Genomic DNA, 19,952 nt, shown 5'->3' with positions numbered 1-19,952 from the left:
GGAGCGACGCAGCGGTGAATCACGCGCCTCGAAGGACGGCTCCGGTGCGCTCGGCGGCGGCCGCCACGGCCGCGTCGCGGGCGGCGGAGGCGTCCTCCGCCGTCAGCGTGCGGTCGGGTGCGCGGAACCGCAGGGTGTAGGCGAGGGACTTGCGACCCTCGCCCACCTGCTCGCCGGTGTAGATGTCGAACAGCCGGATCGATTCGAGGAGGTCACCCGCGCCGGCGCGCAGCGCCGCCTCGACGTCGGCGGCGGGCACGGCACCGTCGACGATCAGGGCGACGTCCTGGGTGGCGACCGGGTAGGGCGACACGTGCGGCGCGGTCGGGCTGACCGGGTCGCCGAGCCTGCGCAGCTCCAGCTCCATCGCGCAGGTGCGCGGCGGCAGCCCGTACGCCTTGATCACTCGCGGGTGCAGCTCACCGGCATGCCCGACCAGGGTCTCGCCCAGGTAGAGCGCGGCGCAGCGGCCCGGGTGCCAGGGCGCGTGCTGGTCGGCCTTGACCGTGAGCTCGACCCCCGCTTCGCGCGCCACCGTGCGTGCGGCCTCGATGGCGTCGGCCCAGGTGGCGGGACGGCCCTTGCCCCACCAGCCGGACGGCTCGCGCTCGCCCGCCAGCACGGCGGCCACGCGCAGCGGCTGGTCGGGCAGCGCGGCGTCGACCGAGGCGATCTCCTCGGGCGTGGGTCCGCGGTCGACCGCCAGCCGGGGCGCACGTGCCGGGGCCTCCGGGCGGGGCCGGAAGACCAGGCCGAGCTCGAACAGTCCGACGTCTCCGAAGCCGCGGCCCACGTTGCGCGCCAGGGCCTTGAACATGCCGGGCAGCAGCGTGGTGCGCAGCAGCGGCTCGTCCTCCGACAGCGGGTTGGCCAGCCGCAGCGCCACGCGCCGCGCGTCATCGGCCGGGAGCTGGAGGGAGTCCCAGTCCTTCGCCGCGACGAACGGGAAGTTGAGGACCTCGGCGTAGCCGGAGCCCGCCAGCGCCCGGCCGACGCGGCGGCGCAGCCGCTGCTGCGGCGTCAGGCCGCGCCCGGCGGCCGGACGCGGCGCGCGGGCCGGGATGTTCTCGTAGCCCTCCAGGCGGATGACCTCTTCGGCGAGGTCGTTAGGGTCGGTCAGGTCGGGCCGCCACGTCGGCGGGGTGACGAGCAGCGGGTCGTCGCCCTCGACGGCGCAGCCGACCTGCTCCAGGCGGCGCACGACGGTGTCGCGGCCGTACGTGACACCCGCGACGCGGTCCGGGTGACCGGCCGCCATGGTGACCGTGACGCGCTCGACCGGAGCCTGGGCGTGCGTCACGCCGGGCACGACCTCGGCGCCGCCCAGGTCGGCGAGCATCCGCGCCGCGCGGTACGAGGCGTACAGCGGCAGCTCACGGTCGACGCCGCGCTCGAACCGGTAGGACGCCTCGCTGTGCAGCTTGTGGCGGCGCACCATCCGCGCGGTGCCGATGTCGTCGAAGTGCGCCGCCTCGATCACCATGTCGGCCGACTTCTCGTCGATCTCGGTGTTGAGGCCGCCCATCGTGCCCGCCATCGAGATCGGGCCCGACGCGTCGGTGATCAGGATGTCCTCGGGGTCGAGCGTGCGCTTGACGTGGTCGAGCGTCTCCAGGGTCTCGCCCGCCTCGGCGCGGCGCACCACGATCGGGCCGGTGAGCTTGCCGCGGTCGAACGCGTGCAGCGGCTGGCCGAGCTCCAGCATCAGGTAGTTGGTGACGTCCACCGCGAGCGACACCGGCCGCATCCCGGCGCGGAACAGGCGCACCCGCATCCACATCGGGGTCTGCGCGTCCGGGTCGAAGCCGCGCACCTCGCGCAGCACGAACCGGTCGCACGCGCTCGGGTCGGCGATGCTCGCCGGGTAGGCCCCGGCCGTTTCGGTCGGCAGTTCGATATCGGCAGGGTCCGAGAACGGCACGCCGTAGGCGACGGCCGCCTCACGGGCGATGCCGCGGATCGACAGCGCGTAGCCGCGGTCCGGCGTGACGGCGATGTCGAGCACGTCGTCGCGCAGGCCGAACAGCTCGATCACGTCGGTGCCGACCGGCTCGTCCCCGGGCGGGAGGACGAGGATGCCGGCGTGGTCGTCACCGATGCCCAGCTCGCGCACCGAGCAGATCATGCCCTCGGACACCTTGCCGTAGGTCTTCCGGGCACCGATCTTGAAGCCGCCGGGCAGCTCGCCCCCGGGCAGGATGACGACGACGCGGTCGCCGACCGCGAAGTTGGTGGCGCCGCAGACGATGTTCCTGGTCGTGCCGTTGGCTCCGTTGTCGATGCCGACGTCGACCTGGCAGTAGCGGATCGGCTTCTTGAACTCGGTGAGCTCCTCGATCGCCAGCACCTGGCCGATCACCAGGGGCCCAACGAGGTCGGCGCCGGCCTGCTCGACGGTCTCGACCTCCAGCCCGGCATCGATCAGCTTGGCCGCCAGCGCGCGGCCGGTGACCTCGGCGGGGAGCGCCACGTACTCCCGCAGCCACGAAAGCGGGGCGCGCATCAGATCTCCATCCCGAACGGAAGGGTGAAGCGGACGTCGCCCTCCACCATGTCGTGCATGTCCTCGACGCCGTGCCGGAACATCAGCGTGCGCTCCACACCCAGCCCGAACGCCCAGCCGCTGTAACGATCGGGGTCGATGCCGCAGGCGACCAGCACACGCGGGTTGACCATGCCGCAGCCGCCGATCTCGATCCAGCCCTCGGAGCCGCAGGTGCGGCACGGGTCGGCGCCCGGCTCGACCGAGGCGCCACGGCATACGAAGCACTGCATGTCGACCTCGGCCGACGGCTCGGTGAACGGGAAGTACGAAGGACGCATCCGCACCTCCAGTCCCTCACCGAACATGCCGTTGACGAACGCGTCGATCCCGCCGCGCAGGTCGGCCATCGTGATGCCCTCGTCCACCACCAGGCCTTCGAGCTGGTGGAAGACCGGGCTGTGCGTGGCGTCCAGCTCGTCGGTGCGGAACGTGCGGCCCGGCACCACCACGTACACCGGCAGCTCACGCGACAGCAGCGCGCGGATCTGCACCGGCGAGGTGTGCGTGCGCAGCACCAGGTCCGACTCTTCGGAGTCGACGAAGAAGGTGTCCTGCATGGAACGCGCCGGGTGGTCGGGCTTGAAGTTGAGCGCGTCGAAGTTGAACCAGCCGGCCTCGACCTCGGGGCCCTCGGCGACCTCGAAGCCCATGGAGACGAAGACGTCGGCCATCCGGTCCTGGACGGTGGTCAGCGGGTGCCGGGCGCCGCGGGGGGCGCGGTCCCAGGGCAGCGTGACGTCGACGGTCTCCTCGACGAGCACGCGCTGGTCGCGCTCCTCCTCCAGCTCGGCCTGGCGGGCCTTGACCGCCTGGGCGACCGCGCCGCGGGCGGCGCCGATGCGCTTGCCCGCCTCGGCCCGGGCCTGCGGCGGCAGCGCGCCGATCTCCCGGTTGGCCAGGGCCAGCGGGGACCGGTCGCCGGCGTGCGCCAGGCGGACTTCCTTCAGGGCGTCGAGGTCGCCGGCGCCGGCGATGGCCGCCAGCGCCTCGTCACGGGCCCGGTCGAGCGCTTCGGGCTGCAACGCGGACACCTCGACTGGGTCGTAGGACTTGTTGGGTGCAGACATGGTGGTGAGACAACTCCGGCTCGGCATGGATCGCCCCGCAGTCTAGTGCGCGGCGGTGTGCGGCTTGGGAAGCCCGCGAGGAGCGGCGACGATCAGGACGCGTGGTCCGGTGCCCCTGCGGGCAACGTAAATCGGAACTCGGCGCCGCCGCCCGGGGCGCGGCGTACGGCGATCGCGCCGCCATGGGCCTCGACCAGGCCCTTGACGATATAGAGGCCGAGTCCGGTGCCGCCGCGGCGGTTGCCGCCGGGGCCGCGCCAGAACTGCCGGAAGACGCGCTCGGCGGCGTCGGGCGGGATGCCCTCACCCTCGTCGCGCACCGACACGGCCGCCCCCTCCTTGTGTGCGTCCGGCTCCACCACGATCGTGACGGTCCCGGCGCCGTGACGCACGGCGTTCTCCACCAGGTTACCGAGGATCTGGTCGATCTTGTCGGGGTCCAGCCACATGTCCGGCAGCTCGCCCCGGGCGTCGAAGCGGAACCGTTCCTCGGGGTCCCCGGCGGCGACCCTGCCCGCGATGACCTTGCGCACCTCGTCGGCCAGGTCGACCACCTGCCGGTGCATCTCCAGGCGGCCGGCCTCGATGCGGGAGACGTCCAGCAGCTCGGTGATCAACCGGGTCACCCGGTCGGCGTCGGCGTTGACGGTCTCGAGCATGACGCGCTTCTGATCGTCGTTGAAGCGGTGCCACTTGGCCAGCAGCGTGGCGGTGAAGCCCTTGACGCTGGTGAGGGGGGACCGCAGCTCGTGGGCCACGGTCGAGACCAGGTCGGCGCGGTCGCGCTCCTGCCGGGCGCGGTGGGCGGCGTCGCGGAGCGAGATCGTGAAGCGTTCCACAGCGCCGTCGCGGTCGCGCCGGTAGCCGGCGGTGACCAGCAGCTCGGTGTCGTCGGGGAGGTAGAGCGAGCGCTCGGGATGGCGGGTGCGCGTGGCGAGCCCCTCGTAGGGGGCCAGGCACTTCCACCAGTCGCGGCCCTCGGCGTCGTGCAGCGGGAGCACGTCGCGGAAGTCACGGCCGATGGCGGCCGCCGCCGCGATCCCGGTCATCCGCACGGCGGCAGCGTTGAAGATCGTGACCAGCCCGTCGCGACCGGCGACGAGCAGGCCGTCGGCGAGGTCGTCGGCCCAGGCGCCGGCTGTGGCCTCCATCGGCGATGAGGAGCCGCCGACCGGGTCGTCCCGGTCGGACGGCACGCGTTGAGGCACGTGCGGGGAGTCCTCTCCGCCCACAACGGCCTCCACAACACCGGTCGGAACGCGGCCTGTCAGGAAGAGACTCTATCCGGACCCGGCCACCTTACGGGACCCGGAAAACTCCCTAGGGAAAGGCTTTTGTGGCGACCGGGCGCACCTGGGCGACCGCGTCGGCGACGTTCCCGTACGAGGCGAGGACCCGGTGCAGCCCGGAGATCTGCAGGAGGCGGCGCTGCGCGGGACGCACCCCGGCCAGCCGCAGCGCTCCGCCGTGCTCGCCGGCGCGGTTGTGCGCCGACACGAGCGCCCCGAGACCGGTGGCGTCGCAGAACGACACCCCGGAGAAGTCCACGACCAGCTGGTGGTGCCCGGCCGTGTCGAGCTCGCGCAACGCCGTCCGCAGGGTGTCGGCGGTGTGCAGGTCGATCTCCCCCGAGACCGCCAGGACCGCCAGGTCGTCGTTCGCCTGCACGACTGTGACCCGCAGACCCGGCAGCGGCTCCTCCGCGCTCCCGGAGCCCGCGGCGTTCCCGGACCCCACGGCGGGCTCCGTCTCCGTGCCGCGGCACCGCAGCAGCGGGCCGCGCCGGCCGCTCGACCGGCCGCCAGGCTTCCTGTTCTCGTTCATCTCATCGCCCCCACTCTGCCGCCCCACTGTGCCGTCCATGTACGACAACCTCATCACGCCCTGCTCATCACGCTAGGCATCCGGTGGGACGAGTGAATCCCCCATCGGGTTGGACCGCCGCTCATCCTCTGGAACGAACGGGATGGAACAAAATGCAGCCGAACCCTCATCAGGGTCTCATCCTCCCAGGTCAGCGCCCGGGAATGAGCGCCGGAAACGACCGCAAGCGGCCAGCCGGCCTGAGAACCCACGGGCCGTTCCGGGCGTCCGGAGGGGCTCAGGAGGTGCGCTGAGCCCGTGCCGACGCGTAGAGGCACACGGCGGCGGCCGTGGCCAGGTTGAGGCTCTCCGCCCGGCCGTAGATGGGCACCCGCACGACGTCGTCCACGTGCCGCAGGATCTCATCCGGCAGGCCCCAGGCCTCGTTGCCGAACACCCAGGCCGTCGGCTCGGCGAGGAGTCCGTCGTCGATGGCCTCGTCCAGTGTGCGCTTGCCCGCGCCGTCGGCCGCCAGCACGGTGAGACCCGCCTGCTTGAGGTCGGCGATCAGCGTCTCGAAGCGCGGCCCGACCACGACGGGAAGATGGAAGAGACTGCCCGCGGACGCCCGCACGCACTTGCCGTTGTACGGGTCGACGGAGGCGTCGGTGAAGATGACGCTCTCGGATCCCGCGGCGTCGGCGGTCCGCAGGACGGTGCCGGCGTTGCCCGGGTCGCGGACGTGGGCGAGCACCGTCACCAGCCTCGGCCGGGACTCCAGCGCGGTGCTCAGCGGAACGTCGATGAACTCGCAGACCGCCAGCAGCCCCTGCGGGGTGACGGTCTGCGCGAGCTCGGCCATGACCTCGCCGCTGACCCGGAGCACCGGCACGCCGGCCTGCTCGGCCGCGGTCACCAGCTCCGGGTGGCGGGACTCGGCCTCGGCGGTGGTGAACAGCTCCGCGAGACCCCCGGGGATCTCCAGCGCCTCGCGCACCGCCTGCGGCCCCTCGGCGAGGAACCGGCGCTCACGGCGCCGGAAAGCGCGTTTGGCGAGCCGCCGAGCGGCCTTCACCCGTGGTGAACGCAGTGAGGTCAGCTCGTCGCGGCCCGCCATCGTCGCTCGTTCGCCTGCCGGCCCGATGCCGGGCTCAGGCGGCCTCGCTGCCCTCGGCGGGCAGCGCGGCCTTGGCGACCTTCACCAGGGCGGCGAAGGACTCGGCGTCGTTGACGGCCAGCTCGGCCAGCATGCGCCGGTCGACCTCGACCTCGGCGGCCTTGAGACCCTGGATGAACCGGTTGTAGGTCATGCCGTTGGCGCGGGCCGCGGCGTTGATGCGCTGGATCCACAGGCGGCGGAACTGCCCCTTGCGGTCCTTGCGGTCCCGGAACGCGTACGTCATGGAGTGGAGCTGCTGCTCCTTGGCCTTGCGGTAAAGGCGCGACCGCTGGCCGCGGTAGCCGCTCGACCGCTCCAGGACGACCCGACGCTTCTTGGCGGCGTTGACCGCCCGCTTCACGCGTGCCACGTGATGAACTCCTTCGTGGGGGCCGGGGCTTCTGGCCTCGGCCGGTCGTACGGATAGCTGGTCGTCGGCTGCTTACTTGCGCAGCAGCTTCTTCATGTTCTTGGCGTCGGCGGGGCTCACCACGACGTTGCCGCTCAGGCGGCGGGTCCGCTTGGTGGGCTTGTGCTCGAGCAGGTGGTTCTTGTTGGCGCGGCGGCGGATCACCTTGCCGGAGCCGGTCAGCTTGAAGCGCTTCTTGGCACCACTGTGGGTCTTGGTCTTCGGCATGGTCGCCGTCGTCTCCCTCTACTCGGGCCCCCTGCGAAGGCAGGCAGGCGTGCCTGATCGGGCGCACCCCACGGGTCACATGGCGACGCGCCTGGTCAGGCTCAATGTACGTGCGTCATGACCCTGCCAAGGCAGGATCACATGCGGCTCGGCCTCGCGGCCGGGCCGGCGGCCCTCGCCGGGCCGGTCAGGCGGTCTCGTCCGAGCCTGCGGACGCCTCGCGGGCCGCGCGCTCGGCCTTGGCCTCGGCCTTGGCCTCCGCCTTCTTCTTGTGCGGACCGATCACCATGATCATATTGCGGCCGTCCTGTTTGGGCCGCGACTCCACGAAGCCGAGCTCCTCGACGTCGTCGGCGAGCCGCTGGAGCAGCCGGAAGCCCAGCTCCGGGCGCGACTGCTCGCGACCACGGAACATGATCGTGACCTTGACCTTGTCCCCTGCCTTGAGGAACCGCACCACGTGACCCTTCTTGGTCTCGTAGTCGTGCGGGTCGATCTTCGGCCGGAGCTTGATCTCCTTGATGACCGTGTGCGCCTGGTTCTTCCGCGCCTCGCGCGCCTTCATCGCCGACTCGTACTTGAACTTGCCGTAGTCCATGAGCCGGGCGACGGGCGGGCGCGCGGTCGGCGCCACCTCGACCAGGTCGAGATCCGACTCGCGCGCGATTTCAAGGGCCTTGGCGATGGGCACGATGCCCACCTGTTCGCCGTTCGGGCCGACGAGCCGGACCTCGGGCACGCGAATGCGGTCGTTGATACGCGGTTCGGCGCTGATGGGACCTCCTTGGGGCCGTCACTCAAGTTCTAGGACCGGTCGTACCCCAGGCTCTCCATGAAGAAAAGCCCCGTACGACTCGCACACGGGGCCACCTTCGGTCGCCTCGGGGCCACTGGCCGCCGAGGGCGACGGCAGAACGGGCGCCGAGGCGCCAGCCTGCCGGACCGAGACCCACCGGCCTGCAGCCGGTCAGGTGGGAGGTGGCCTCCGCTTGAGCGCCCCGCCCGGTATCCGTCTGGACACCCAACGAGGCCGGTCAGCCACCAAGACTACCACCTGGTGGGCACTACTGAGACATCCGCCGTCAGGCCGGGACGGCGGAAGGGGCGTGGGGCACGCCACCGGTTTCAACGACACCACAGGCCCCCTGAATTCCCATGGGAGGTGACGGGCATGTGCCGGAGGCGGGGCCGGTGTGGAACGGCGGCGGCTTGCTAACGTGAGGGGACGACCGGCCGCCGAGGCCGGTTGAACGGAAAGATCCCGCGATGCGCGCTTTCAGGTCCGGCGCCGCTCCCACCGCCGCGCCGCGCACGGCCCCGCCGATCCGGCTCGAGTTCGCCCAGAAGGCCTTCATCCTCGACGGCGACCGCCGCCTCCTCCTGGTGCGCAAGTCCGCCACGGACCCGCACCATCCGGGCAGGTGGGAGGTCCCCGGCGGGCGGCTGGAGGTGGCCGACGACATCGATCTCGACGACCACATCAGGCGCGAGGTGTGGGAGGAGGTCGGTCTCAAGATCGATCCTGGTCCGCCGTTCCATCTCTGGCAGTGGTTCATGGCCGACGCGCGCCCGGGGCCGCGCGGCCGTCCGGGCCAGGTCCGGGTGGTGGCGACGGCGCGGCTCTGCCGGCCGGTCACCACGCAGGCCAGCGTCGAGCACCAGACAGCCGACGATCATCTGGACGAACCTGCCTGGGTGCCGCTCCCCGAGCTCGGCGGCTACGAGCTGATCCCGAGCCTGCGCCCCGTCGTCCGGGCCTTCCTCCGGCTCTACCCGGAACACCGCTGACCCCGGCATGGAGACCGCCGGGGTCGACGCGGGAGAGGCCACCGCCCGCCCGCCGGTGGTGTGGCCGGGCCTCGACGGCGTGGCCGGCCGGCGCTTCGACCTGCTCGTCATCGGCGACGTGCGGCTGGAGGTCCGCGCCGAGCTGCGCGGCATGCGCTTCACCGACCTCACCGCGGACCGGCTGGCCTACGCGGACGCGAGCGCGGTGGTCGCGGGGACGGCCGTCAACATGGCGCGGAGCGCCACCGCCTACTTCCGGAACGTCGGGCTGTTCACCAGGATCGGCGACGACGACCACACCGGGTCGATCCGGCGCGAGCTGAGCAGGATCGGCGTCCGCGACCTCTGCCGCGTCGACTCCGGCATGCCCAACGGGGTGGCGGTGATGGTGCGCGACGACGCTCCGGCAGGACCGGGCGTACGGCTGCTCATCGCGGCTCGGAACGCGCCGAGCCGGCGGCTGTCGGAGGCCGACGTCCGGCGCGCCGCCGCCGAGATCCGGGCGGCGGACGTGGTCTTTCTCGACGGGTACGCGCTGCTGTCGCCGATCTCGCGGGCCGCCATGTGCGCCGCCGCCCGCATCGCCAACGAGAGCGGCACACTGGTCGCCTTCGACCTCGTCCCGCATGACATCGACGGCCGGGTGCCGAGGTGCGAGGTGCTGCCGCTGCTCGCCCTCACCGACGTCGTCGTCACCGAGGCCGCGACCGTGGCGCGGTTGCTGGAGGCGCCCCCGCCCGTCACGTCCGCTGAGGCCCGTGAGCTGCCGCCGCTGCTGGACCGCTCGGTCGGCGGGCGGCCTCTGTGGCTGCTGCGCTTCGGCGAGACCAACCTGGAGAACGTCCTGGCCTACCGGCGTGGCGAGGGCGGCGGAGGGCTCCAGCTCGAATACGCGTCCGGCTACGGCGAGGGGGTGGAACGCGCGGGATTCGGCGACCGGCTCGCGTCCTGCGAGCTCTACTGGTGGTTGTCGGCGCGCTCGCTCGGCTGAAGCGCCTCGATCGTGCGGAAGAACCGCGCCCGGCTGCCGGGCAGCCCGAAGCTCTCCTGCCACCGCCAGGGACCGCCGGTCAGGGTGGCGTCGTGCGCGACCGTCGCGGCCCAGCGCAGGAACTGGCTCGGCACACCGTCACCCGGGTGGACGGTGGCGGTTCCCTGTTCCTCCACCAGCAGGTACGAGTGACGGCTGTGGAAGAACCGCCGCACCGCCTCGTACGACGCGGGCTCTCCAGGCAGACCGCGTTCCTCGACCAACGCGCGCACGCCTGAGCCCGACGGCAGAAGATGCCAGTGCGCGTGGTCGATGCACGCGCCGCCGCCCTGCGCCGTACCCGGCCCGTGCTCGAAGAGCAGGAGGTCGTCCAGGCCGTACACCTCGCGGTAGGTCCGCACGACGCGGTCGCGCCATACCTGGGCGCGCGCCCACATGGCCCGCCCGAACGCACCCGCGCACTGGTGATGCTCCGTCGTCACCAGCAGGAGGTGCCCCTCCACGATCGGGGCGAGGTCGGGCATCAGAAAGAAGTCGTCGTCGGCCGCGAGCACCGCGGCCTCACCGGGAAGGTCCACCATCGCGTTGAAGCGGAAACGCAGTGGCGGACACAGCACGCAGTCGTGCATCGCGTCCGTGCGCATCACATCCTCCAGGGGCACGGCCCGCCACACCCGTTCCGGTTGATTTCAGGTGGGCCGTCGCTACACAGGGTGCCCAGCGCATGACATATGTGGTGTGCCAAGTGGATAGAGCCATCCAGCAGGAGGGGTGCAGATTCATGGCGGAACGGGAACATAAGCCCTAGAGAGCGGGCAACAGTGACGAACCTTCCCATCACCCCCATCGCAGCAGAAGCAGCAACCCCGGAACCGGCGCCCCGGGCGACCGGGCCCCCCGTCATCGACACAGCCGTGCTCGGCGCCCGTCTGAACGAGTGCCTGGACGTCCTCCGGGACTCCTACACCACCAATCCCCTCCCCGGCGTGGGGGGCGGCTGGTACCACGAGCTGACCCGGCCGGAACCGGGCACGACCGCGACCGCGCTCGGGCTGCTGGCCTTCGTCGAGGCCGGACGTTCCTTCGAGCACTTCGACGAATGCCTCGCCTACCTCACCTCCCGGCAGATCTCCTCCAGCGATCCGCTCAAGGACGGCGGCTGGTCCACCAAGACCAGCCTCGGCATGCCGGTCGTGGAGGCCACGGCGTGGATCGCCCGCTTCCTGGCCCGCGCACGCTGCGATCTGCGGCCTGACGCCCCCGACATCGGGCGGGCCTACCGGTGGCTGGTGCGCAACCAGAATCCCGACGGCGGCTGGGGGTCGCTGCGCAACAGCCCCTCCCGGATCTGGCTGACCTGCCTGGCCCTGCGCGCGCTGACCCAGCTCAACCCGTACGATCCCGCCATCGAGCGCGGCATCGAGTGGCTCACCGCCGACCGGACCGCACACCGGCCCGCCTGGGGCCCGACTCCGAACGCCCAGCCCACGGTGACGCACACCGCGTTCGTGCTCCTCACCCTCGCCGAGGCGCGTCCCGGGTATCGCGACGACCGCCTCCTCGCCGCGTACGACTGGCTCCGCGGCAACTTCGACGCCGGAGACGAGCACATCTGGATCGAGACCTACAACGTCTCCCCGAGCGGCCCCGGCTCCAAACCGGTCTGGCGGCTCGCCCTCTGGCACCACGGTCTGCCGATCGCCCTGTCGGCGCTGCTGCGCGATCCGCGCGGCGTGCCCGGCGGCCTGGTCAGCCGCGCGTTCCGCACCCTCGCCGACGGCGGCGCCGCCGACCCGCCCTTGGCCGGTTACCCCGGCACCGGCCGGTCCTCGTTGTGGATGCTCACATGGCGCATGGAGGCGCTCACCGACCTCAGCCGCCTCCCGCTGGCCCAGCCCGGCGACATCCTGCACTGGCTGCCCGACGCCATGGTCATCCAGCGTGCGCACGCCAGGGCCAGCCCGCTCCCCGCCTTGCTCCCCCGGCGCCACCGGATCGACCTCGCGGCCCAGGTAAAGCGGCACTGGACGACGCTCCTGCTCCTCGGCGTGTGCCTTGCCAGCCTCGTCGGCGTCATCACCGACACATGGCAGTGGCGGGACTTCTGGCTCAGCGTCAGCCTGCCGATCATGCTGTCGGTCATCCAGGAGGCCATGCGGCGGAAGAGGCCCCCGCCACCGCCTCCGAACGCACGCTAGGCGCTCGCGGCTCAGCGCTCGCGGTCAGGCCCTCACAGCGTGGCGCGGCGTGCGAGCTCGGCTTCGCCGGCGGCGCGCATCGCCTCGACCGGGACGTCGTCGCGGCCGGTCATCATCGCCACCTGCCGTACGGCCTGGTGCAGCAACATCGGGAAGCCGCCGACGGCGATCCCGCCCGACCGTTCGACCGCGGCGGCGAGCGCCGTCGGCCAGGGCGCGTACACGACGTCGAACAGCGCCGAGCCGGAGGCGGCCACCGGCTCGGCGAACGCGTCGGCGGCGCGTCCCGGCAGGGTGGACACCACGAGATCGGCGGGCAGCGCGCCGGGGACGCCGTCCAGCGTCACGACCCGCACGTCCAGCCCGAACCGTTCGCCGACCTCGGCCGCCTCGCCCGCCCGTGCCGGGTCACGGACCGCCAGGACGGCCTCCTTGAGGCCCAGCTGCGAAAGCGCGGCCAGGGTCGAGGCAGCGGTCGCGCCGCCGCCCAGCACCACCGCCGAGCCGGGCGCCCCGAGCCCTGCCTCTGTCAGCGCGGTGACGATGCCGTACACATCGGTGTTGTCGCCATGCCGCCGGCCTTCGCGCAGGACGATCGTGTTGGCGCCGCCGACCGCCACCGCCAGGTCCGACACCGTGTCGACCAGGCCCAGCGCGGTCCGCTTGAGCGGCATGGTCAGCGACAGGCCGGCCCAGTCGCGGTCGAGACCGGCGAGGAATCCCGCCAGCTCCGCCTCGTCGCACTCGAACGCGTCGTACGTCCAGCCGTCCAGCCCCATCGCCGCGTACGCCGCCCGGTGCAGGACCGGCGACAGCGAATGCGTGATCGGCGAGCCCAGCACCGCGGCCCTGTGCCCCATCGGCGCCATCAGTCGCGTGCCATCAGTTGCCGGGGTTCGCCTTCTGCCATGCCCGGAACTTGGCCTCCAGGACGCGGAACTGCTCTTCGGTCTCGGCGAACTCGGTGATCTGGTTGGTGGGGTCGGTCGCGATGAAGAAGAGCCACTTCTTGCCCTGCGTGGGGTTCATGACGGCCTCGATCGCCTCCCTGCCGGGATTGGAGATCGGGCCGGGCGTGAGCCCCTTGTTGTAGTAGGTGTTGTACGGCGACGATCTCGTCCTGTTGATGTCCCCCTCGCGGACGTTCAGAGTGCGCTTGTTGAGGACGTAGAGGACCGTGCTGTCGAACTGCAGCGGCCTGCCGATCTTGATCCGGTTGTAGATCACGTTGGCGATCTTCGGGAAGTCCTCCGTCTTGCCGCCCTCAGCCTGGATCAGGCTGGCCATCGTGATCACCTTGGCCGGGGTCATCTTCGCCTTCCGGGCCTTGGCCTCCAGGTCCATGTCGGCCGCGGCCTTGTTGAAGCGATCGACCATCTGCTTGATGATCTGCCGCGCCGAGGCGTTCGGGTTGATGTCGTAGCGGCCCGGATAGAGATAGCCCTCCAGCTTGCCGCCGGAGTACGACGGCAGGCCGAGGCCCTTGGTGTTGGCTGCCACGGCCTGGAACTTGGCCGCCTGGATGCCGGTCCGCTTCTGCAGCTCCTGGAACAGCTCCAGGGTCCGGATGCCCTCGCGCACGGTGAACTGGTTGCCGGAGCGCGACTTGGGGTCGAGCAGCAGCGCCATCGCGGCCTTCGACGACATCTGGAGGCGCATCTGGTAGAAGCCCGGCTGGATCTTGCTGGCCTTGGGCTCGTTGCCGTACACCTTCACGAACGCCCGCACGCTCTTGACGACGTTCTTCGACTGGAGCGTCGTGCCGATCGCCGAGCCACTGTCGCCCTCTTTGATCTGGACCGTGACACTCCCCGCACCCGCGCCGTCGAAGTCCGGCGGATGGATGCGCTTGTCCAGCCAGGCGTAGCCGACGACGCCACCGGTGCCCACCAGCGCCACGATGAAGGCGAGCGAGAAGAACACCGCCGCGCGCCCGCTCTGCTTGCGGCGCTTCTGCTTCTTGCGCTTCTGCCGCTGGGCGCCCCGGCTGAGCCGCTCGTCCGTCAGATGGCCCTGGGCGTACGGATCGTGGCCCTGAGCGTACGGATCGTGGCCCTGGCCCTGCGGATCGTGGCCCTGGCCGTACGGATCGGAGCCGTGCGGGTCTGAGAAGAGATCCAATTCGTTCATGAGCTTCCCCGGACGATCTCGCCTGGGGGACGTCCAGTCAACCTTTCCCCGTCAAGGGCCGCCTGAAGCAGCACCGCCGCGGCGGCCTGATCGACGACCTTGCGACGCGCCTGACCATGGACTCCCCCGGCCCGCAAGCCGCTCTCGGCGGTGACGGTGGTGAGCCTTTCGTCGTACAACCGGACCACCTCCGGGGCCAGCCGTCCGGCCAGCCTGCCCGCGAACTCCCGCGCCGCCTCGGCCGCCGGACCCTCCCGGCCCGACAACGAGGTCGGCAACCCGACGACGACCTCGATCGCCTCATGCTCGGCCACGAGTTCCGCCAGCCGGTCGAGGTCGCCCTTGCCGCGCTTCACGGTCTCCAGGGGAGACGCGAGGATCCCGTTGGGATCACAGCGGGCGACGCCGATGCGGACCGTCCCCACATCGACGGCCAACCGCACTCCCTGTCTCATGGCTTCGCTCCGCTCAGCGGCTTCAGGCGCCTTCCAGACGCCGCCGCGCCCGAAGCATGTCTCATGTGCCCAGGGTCGTTCACGCGCCCTCCATGTGGGGGGACGACCCCCCACACTCCCCGGCAACGCCAGCAGGCGTGCGCTCGCTTCGCTCGCTCACGCTGCCCCTACGGCTCGTTCCACGGCGGCCAGCGCGTCCGGAACGGCCTCCGGGTTCGCGCCTCCGCCCTGTGCGAGGTCGTCCTTGCCGCCGCCACCGCCGCCGAGCGTCTTGGCGGCGACGCCGACGAGCGCGCCGGCCTTCAGGCCGCGTTCCTTGGCGCCCTCGCTGACGGCGATCACCACGACCGGGCGGTCCTTGGGCACGCCGACGACCATGACGACGGCGGGGCGGCCCGCGAGCCGGCCGCGGACGTCCACAGCGAGCTTGCGCAGATCGTCGGCGCCGGTGCCGTCCGGCGCCCGGTGGGCGACGAAGGCGACGCCGTTCACGTCCTTGGCGCCCTCGGCGAGGGACCCGGCGATCGCCAGGACCTGCTGCGACCGGAACCTCTCCAGCTCCTTCTCGGCCTCGCGGAGCCGGGTCACCAGGCCGGAGACGCGTTCGGGCAGCTCCTCCTTGCGGGTTTTGAGCTGCTCGGCGAGCTGGGCGACGAGCACGTTCTCCTTGGCGAGGAACCGGAAGGCGTCGATGCCGACCAGGGCCTCGACGCGGCGGATGCCGGCGCCGATGGACGACTCGCCGAGGACCTTGACCAGGCCGAGCTGCCCGGACCGGGCGACATGGGTGCCGCCGCACAGCTCGCGGGAGTAGTCGCCGACCTCCACGACCCGGACCTCGTCGCCGTACTTCTCGCCGAACAGCGCCATGGCGCCCATCGCGCGGGCCTCGTCGAGGGAGGTGGTGAACGCGCGGACGTCGAGGTCGTTGACGAGGACGTCGTTGACCTCGTCCTCCACGTCGCGCAGCACGCTGACCGGGACGGCGCCGGAGGCGGTGAAGTCGAAGCGGAAACGGCCGGGGGAGTTCTCCGAGCCGGCCTGCGCGGCGGACTCGCCGAGCGCGCGGCGGAAGCCGGCGTGCACCATGTGGGTCGCGGTGTGCGAGCGCGAGATCGCCCGCCGCCGGTCCACGTCGATCTCGGCGAACGCGGTGTCGCCGGCCTGGGCCTCGCCGCTGCGCACCGTGCCGCGGTGCACGATCAGGCCCGCCAGCGGGGACTGGACGTCGTCGACCTCGATGACCGCGCCGTTGCCGAGCCTGATCACGCCGTGGTCGGCGAGCTGGCCGCCGCCCTCGGCGTAGAACGGGGTGCGGTCGAGCACGACCTCGACCTGCGACCCCTCGCCGGCGGCCGGCACGTTGGCGCCGTTGACCAGCAGGCCGACCAGACGCCCCTCGCCGAGGACGTTGTTGTAGCCGATGAACTCGACCTGGCCGCCGGAGCGGGTCAGCAGGTCGTCGAGCGCCGACACGTCGAGGTTGCCGGTCTTCTTGTCCTGCGCGTCCTTCTTGGCGCGGTCCCGCTGCTCCTTCATGAGCCGGCGGAAACCCTCCTCGTCGACCTGCAGGCCCTGCTCGGAGGCCATCTCCAGGGTCAGGTCGATCGGGAAGCCGTAGGTGTCGTGCAGCTTGAACGCCTGGTCGCCGGCCAGCGACGGGCGGCCCGAGCGCCGGGTCTCCTCCACCGCCGCGTCGAAGATCGCGGTGCCGGTGCGCAGGGTCTGGAGGAAGGACTCCTCCTCCGCGTCGATCACCGTGTGGATGTTGGCGGCGGTGCGGATCAGGTCCGGGTACTGCTCGCCCATGGTCTTGATCGCGACGGCGGTGAGCTCGTGCATGAGCCCGGCCTCCTCGCCGCCCAGCAGCCGCAGGTTGCGGATGGAGCGGCGCAGGATGCGGCGCAGCACGTAGCCGCGGCCCTCGTTGCCGGGGCGGATGCCGTCGGAGACCATCATCGTGCCGCTGCGCACATGGTCGGCGACCACGCGCAGCGACACGTCGGCGCGCTGGTCACGGCCGTACTTGGCCCCGGTGAGGCCGGCCGCCCGGTCGAGGATCTTCCAGAGCGTGTCGGTCTCGTAGATGTTGTCGACGCCCTGCAGGACGGCGGCCATCCGCTCCAGGCCCATGCCGGTGTCGATGTTCTTGGCGGGCAGCTCGCCGAGGATCGGGAAGTCGTCCTTGCCCTGGCCGGCGCCGCGCTCGAACTGCATGAAGACGAGGTTCCACACCTCGAGGTAGCGGTCCTCGTCGGCGATCGGGCCGCCCTCGCGGCCGTACTCGGGACCGCGGTCGTAGTAGATCTCCGAGCAGGGGCCGCACGGGCCGGGCACGCCCATCGACCAGAAGTTGTCGGCCATGCCGCGGCGCTGGATGCGGTCCAGCGGCACGCCCACCTGCTTGTGCCAGATGTCCTGGGCCTCGTCGTCGTCCTGGAAGACGGTGACCCAGAGCTTCTCCTCGGGGAAGCCGAACCCGCCGTCGGCCTGGGAGCGGGTGAGAAGCTCCCAGGCGTACGGGATCGCCTGCTCCTTGAAGTACTCCCCGATCGAGAAGTTGCCCAGCATCTGGAAGAACGTGGCGTGCCGGGCGGTCTTGCCGACCTCGTCGATGTCGGGGGTCCGCACGCACTTCTGGGCACTGGTCATCCGCGGCGCCGGCGGGGTGCGCTGGCCGAGCATGTAGGGCTTGAACGGCACCATGCCGGCGTTGACCAGCAACAGCGTCGGGTCCTCGGCGATCAGGCTGGCCGAGGGCACCACCAGGTGCCCGTGCTCCTCGAAGAACGTGAGGAAGCGGCGTGCGACCTCTGCCGACTCCATGATCAGTGGCCATCCTTGTCGTCGTTGATGATCGTGTAGCGGGCCCTCAGCACCCTCCGGGGTGTGCCTTCGGGCGGCTCGGGGGGAGCCTGGTCCATCCGGATGGCCTCGCGGAGCTCGGCTTCGCGCGCCTCCATCTCAGTACGGACGTCGGAGGCGAAATGCCTCAACCGATCTCCGGCGCCCTGTCCGGCCGTCACCGCCCGGGCCGCGACGCCCTCCGGGGACCAGGTGCGGGCGAAGCGCTCCACCCGCCGCTTGACGCGGTGGGTCGCGTAGACGCCCGCCCCGGCGCCGAGTGAGAGCCAGAAGAGCCGTCTCATCGCCGCCCCCTGCCTGAGCCGCGGGCCGGCAGCTGCGGGCGGGCGGTCGGCTCCTCGGGCCGGTTGTTGCCCAGGGCCTTGCGGACGCCGTAGGAGAACGCCGCGGCCTTCACCAGCGGCCCGCCCACCACCGACGTCATGACCGTGGTCACCGCGGACACGTTCTGGGTGACCCCGGCGACCTGCTTGGTGATCACGTCGGTCCGGCCGAGCTGCTCGTTGGCGCGCTGCACCGTGCGCGTCATGTCGTCCAGCAGCGGCCCCGCCTGGTCGCCGATGTCGGAGACGACCTTGCTGGCCTCGCCGAGGAGCCGGGCGAGCTTCAGCAGGGTGAAGGCGATGAAGGCCACGAGAATCGCCCAGAACACGGCCACGATGAGACCTGCTAGCTGTCCACCAGTAAGCATCAGGGCTTCCGTTCGCTGTCGCGGGTCGTCTCAGGTCCGGATCGGTCAGACAGACCTTACCGTGGGCACCGGCCCTGGCCGCGCAGGGTTTGCGACGCGCGGACGGCCGCGACCGGGAGCTTCCCGCGCGAGGTGAGCCCGGCGCCCGAGGCGTTCTCCGGGCAGATTACCGGCCCAGGGCGACCGATCGCTGGATCATGCTACTTCGCGGGTTTGCCGGTGCCCTTGCCGCGCAGCACGGTGCGGATGCGGTCGAGCACCTCGGAGAAGCGCGCCTCGGCTCCGTGCCTGGTCGGGCGGTAGTACTCGCGGTCCTTGACGGTGTCCGGCGCGTACTGCTGGCGGACGACCCCGCCGGGATGGTCATGCGCGTACTTGTAGCCCTTGCCGTGGCCGATCTGGGCGGCACCCTTGTAGTGCGCCTCACGCAGGTGAGCGGGCACCGGGCCGACCAGCCCCTTCTTCACGTCGCTGATCGCCTCGCCGATGGCGGTGATCACGGCGTTGGACTTGGGAGCCAGGGACAGGTGGATCACCGCTTGGGCGAGGTTGATGCGCGCCTCGGGCAGCCCGACGAACTCCACCGCGTGCGCCGCGGCGGTCGCCGTCTGGAGGGCGGTCGGGTCGGCCATGCCGATGTCCTCGCTGGCGTGCACGATGAGGCGCCGCGCGATGAACCGGGGGTCTTCGCCCGCCTCGATCATCCGGGCCAGGTAGTGCAGGGCGGCGTCGACGTCGCTGCCGCGGATGCTCTTGATGAACGCGCTGATGACGTCGTAGTGCTGGTCGCCCTCGCGGTCGTAGCGGACCGCCGCCCGGTCGACCGCCTTCTCCAGCACCTCGGGCGTGATCGTGTCGCCGTCGGCGACGACGAGCCCGGCGGCCTCCAGGTAGGTGAGGGTGCGGCGTGCGTCACCCCCGGCGAGCCTGACCAGGTGGTCTTCGGCGGCGGGGTCGAGCTCCACCGCGCCGTTCAGCCCGCGTTCGTCGGCCAGCGCCCGCCTGATCACCTCGCGCAGGTCGTCCTCGCCCAGCGGCTCCAGCGTCAGCAGCAACGACCGGGACAGCAGCGGGCTGATCACCGAGAAGAACGGGTTTTCGGTGGTGGCGCCGATGAAGGAGACCCAGCGGTTCTCCACGGCGGGCAGCAGCGCGTCCTGCTGGGCCTTGTTGAAACGGTGCACCTCGTCGACGAAGAGCACGGTCTGGCGGCCGGTCATGCCGAGCTCGCGGCGGGCCAGGTCGATCTCGGCACGGACCCGCTTCACGCCGTCGGTGACCGCGGAGATCTCCACGAACCGGCGCCTGGTGACCGAGCTGACGACCGTGGCGAGCGTGGTCTTGCCCGTGCCGGGCGGGCCCCACAACACCAGCGACATCGGGACGTCACGCTCGACGAGCTGGCGGATCGGGGTCCCCGGCCCGAGCAGGTGCGCCTGCCCGACGACCTCGTCCAGTCCGCGCGGCCGCATGCGCACGGCGAGTGGCTGCACGGCGCCCGGGAGCCCTCCGCCGGGCTCGCCGCTCCGGGTGCCGGGAACCGCGGCCGCGGCGGCCGGACCGCCTCCGGTGGTGTCCGCCCCCATCGGATCGTCGAAGAGGCCCTCCGGCTGGCCCGGTTCC

Annotated in this window: 19 protein-coding genes; 3 read left to right on the top strand and 16 right to left on the bottom strand. The window is 71.6% G+C overall.

The genetic code is table 11. The annotated features are described in order from the left end of the window. Window positions 1–19 precede the first annotated feature (19 nt). From pheT to infC, 8 genes are all read right to left on the bottom strand, one after another. The gene (pheT, locus tag F8566_RS43240) at window positions 20–2,503 is read right to left on the bottom strand and encodes a phenylalanine--tRNA ligase subunit beta (protein WP_151569086.1); all 2,484 of its coding nucleotides are present in this window, start codon (window positions 2,501–2,503) and stop codon (window positions 20–22) included. After that, on the bottom strand, window positions 2,503–3,612 hold the full coding sequence (gene pheS, locus F8566_RS43235; protein ID WP_151569084.1) for a phenylalanine--tRNA ligase subunit alpha: 1,110 nt from the start codon (window positions 3,610–3,612) through the stop codon (window positions 2,503–2,505). Before pheS ends, pheT begins: the two co-directional genes overlap by 1 nt. 92 nt (window positions 3,613–3,704) lie before the next feature. After that, window positions 3,705–4,763 (bottom strand): sensor histidine kinase, encoded by a 1,059-nt coding sequence (locus F8566_RS43230; RefSeq protein WP_151569155.1) that lies wholly within the window; start codon window positions 4,761–4,763, stop codon window positions 3,705–3,707. A gap of 169 nt (window positions 4,764–4,932) precedes the next feature. Beyond that, the gene (locus F8566_RS43225; protein ID WP_151569082.1) at window positions 4,933–5,436 is read right to left on the bottom strand and encodes an STAS domain-containing protein; all 504 of its coding nucleotides are present in this window, start codon (window positions 5,434–5,436) and stop codon (window positions 4,933–4,935) included. Window positions 5,437–5,713: 277 nt separating this feature from the next. After that, window positions 5,714–6,532, bottom strand: coding sequence for a TrmH family RNA methyltransferase (locus tag F8566_RS43220; RefSeq protein WP_151569080.1), 819 nt, complete (start codon window positions 6,530–6,532; stop codon window positions 5,714–5,716). A gap of 34 nt (window positions 6,533–6,566) precedes the next feature. Beyond that, window positions 6,567–6,944, bottom strand: a complete 378-nt coding sequence (gene rplT, locus F8566_RS43215) for a 50S ribosomal protein L20 (RefSeq protein ID WP_151569078.1) — start codon at window positions 6,942–6,944, stop codon at window positions 6,567–6,569. A 72-nt stretch (window positions 6,945–7,016) separates the two neighbouring features. Then, the gene (rpmI, locus tag F8566_RS43210) at window positions 7,017–7,211 is read right to left on the bottom strand and encodes a 50S ribosomal protein L35 (RefSeq protein WP_151569076.1); all 195 of its coding nucleotides are present in this window, start codon (window positions 7,209–7,211) and stop codon (window positions 7,017–7,019) included. 187 nt (window positions 7,212–7,398) lie between these two features. Further along, the gene (gene infC, locus F8566_RS43205; protein WP_225994052.1) at window positions 7,399–7,968 is read right to left on the bottom strand and encodes a translation initiation factor IF-3; all 570 of its coding nucleotides are present in this window, start codon (window positions 7,966–7,968) and stop codon (window positions 7,399–7,401) included. 509 nt (window positions 7,969–8,477) lie between these two features. On the opposite strand from infC, the gene F8566_RS43200 reads away from it, so the two are divergent. Beyond that, a complete protein-coding gene (locus F8566_RS43200) occupies window positions 8,478–8,999 on the top strand; it encodes an NUDIX domain-containing protein (protein WP_151569072.1) in 522 nt (173 codons plus the stop codon). Window positions 9,000–9,006: 7 nt separating this feature from the next. Continuing rightward, window positions 9,007–9,990: a carbohydrate kinase family protein gene (locus F8566_RS43195; RefSeq protein ID WP_151569070.1), complete on the top strand. Its 984-nt coding sequence runs from the start codon at window positions 9,007–9,009 to the stop codon at window positions 9,988–9,990. Here F8566_RS43195 and F8566_RS43190 read toward each other — a convergent pair. Next, window positions 9,957–10,634: an HIT family protein gene (locus F8566_RS43190; RefSeq protein WP_151569068.1), complete on the bottom strand. Its 678-nt coding sequence runs from the start codon at window positions 10,632–10,634 to the stop codon at window positions 9,957–9,959. The two genes, F8566_RS43195 and F8566_RS43190, sit on opposite strands and share 34 nt — an antisense overlap. Window positions 10,635–10,811: 177 nt before the next feature. On the opposite strand from F8566_RS43190, the gene F8566_RS43185 reads away from it, so the two are divergent. Further along, complete coding sequence (locus tag F8566_RS43185; protein WP_192810156.1) at window positions 10,812–12,188, top strand: prenyltransferase/squalene oxidase repeat-containing protein; 1,377 nt, start codon at window positions 10,812–10,814, stop codon at window positions 12,186–12,188. Between the two features lie 32 nt (window positions 12,189–12,220). Here the strand turns inward: F8566_RS43185 and F8566_RS43180 are convergent, their stop codons facing one another. From F8566_RS43180 to F8566_RS43150, 7 genes are all read right to left on the bottom strand, one after another. Next, window positions 12,221–13,057, bottom strand: a complete 837-nt coding sequence (locus tag F8566_RS43180) for a shikimate dehydrogenase (RefSeq protein WP_151569064.1) — start codon at window positions 13,055–13,057, stop codon at window positions 12,221–12,223. Between the two features lie 13 nt (window positions 13,058–13,070). Further along, complete coding sequence (gene mltG, locus F8566_RS43175; protein ID WP_151569062.1) at window positions 13,071–14,318, bottom strand: endolytic transglycosylase MltG; 1,248 nt, start codon at window positions 14,316–14,318, stop codon at window positions 13,071–13,073. Then, a complete protein-coding gene (gene ruvX / locus F8566_RS43170; protein WP_151569060.1) occupies window positions 14,315–14,773 on the bottom strand; it encodes a Holliday junction resolvase RuvX in 459 nt (152 codons plus the stop codon). Before ruvX ends, mltG begins: the two co-directional genes overlap by 4 nt. Window positions 14,774–14,929: 156 nt before the next feature. Further along, window positions 14,930–17,599, bottom strand: coding sequence for an alanine--tRNA ligase (gene alaS / locus F8566_RS43165; RefSeq protein ID WP_151569058.1), 2,670 nt, complete (start codon window positions 17,597–17,599; stop codon window positions 14,930–14,932). Window positions 17,600–17,601: 2 nt separating this feature from the next. After that, complete coding sequence (locus F8566_RS43160) at window positions 17,602–17,922, bottom strand: hypothetical protein (RefSeq protein WP_151569056.1); 321 nt, start codon at window positions 17,920–17,922, stop codon at window positions 17,602–17,604. Continuing rightward, a complete protein-coding gene (locus tag F8566_RS43155) occupies window positions 17,919–18,329 on the bottom strand; it encodes a DUF948 domain-containing protein (RefSeq protein ID WP_151569055.1) in 411 nt (136 codons plus the stop codon). The genes F8566_RS43160 and F8566_RS43155 overlap by 4 nt, the downstream gene beginning before the upstream one ends. Window positions 18,330–18,529: 200 nt before the next feature. Then, window positions 18,530–19,801 (bottom strand): replication-associated recombination protein A, encoded by a 1,272-nt coding sequence (locus F8566_RS43150; protein WP_225994051.1) that lies wholly within the window; start codon window positions 19,799–19,801, stop codon window positions 18,530–18,532. Between the last annotated feature and the right edge of the window lie 151 nt (window positions 19,802–19,952).

The organism is Actinomadura rudentiformis, assembly GCF_008923185.1.
Lineage (GTDB): Bacteria > Actinomycetota > Actinomycetes > Streptosporangiales > Streptosporangiaceae > Spirillospora > Spirillospora rudentiformis.
The sequence above is the reverse complement of the archived record's forward strand: the minus strand, read 5'-3'. Positions and strand labels throughout refer to the sequence as shown.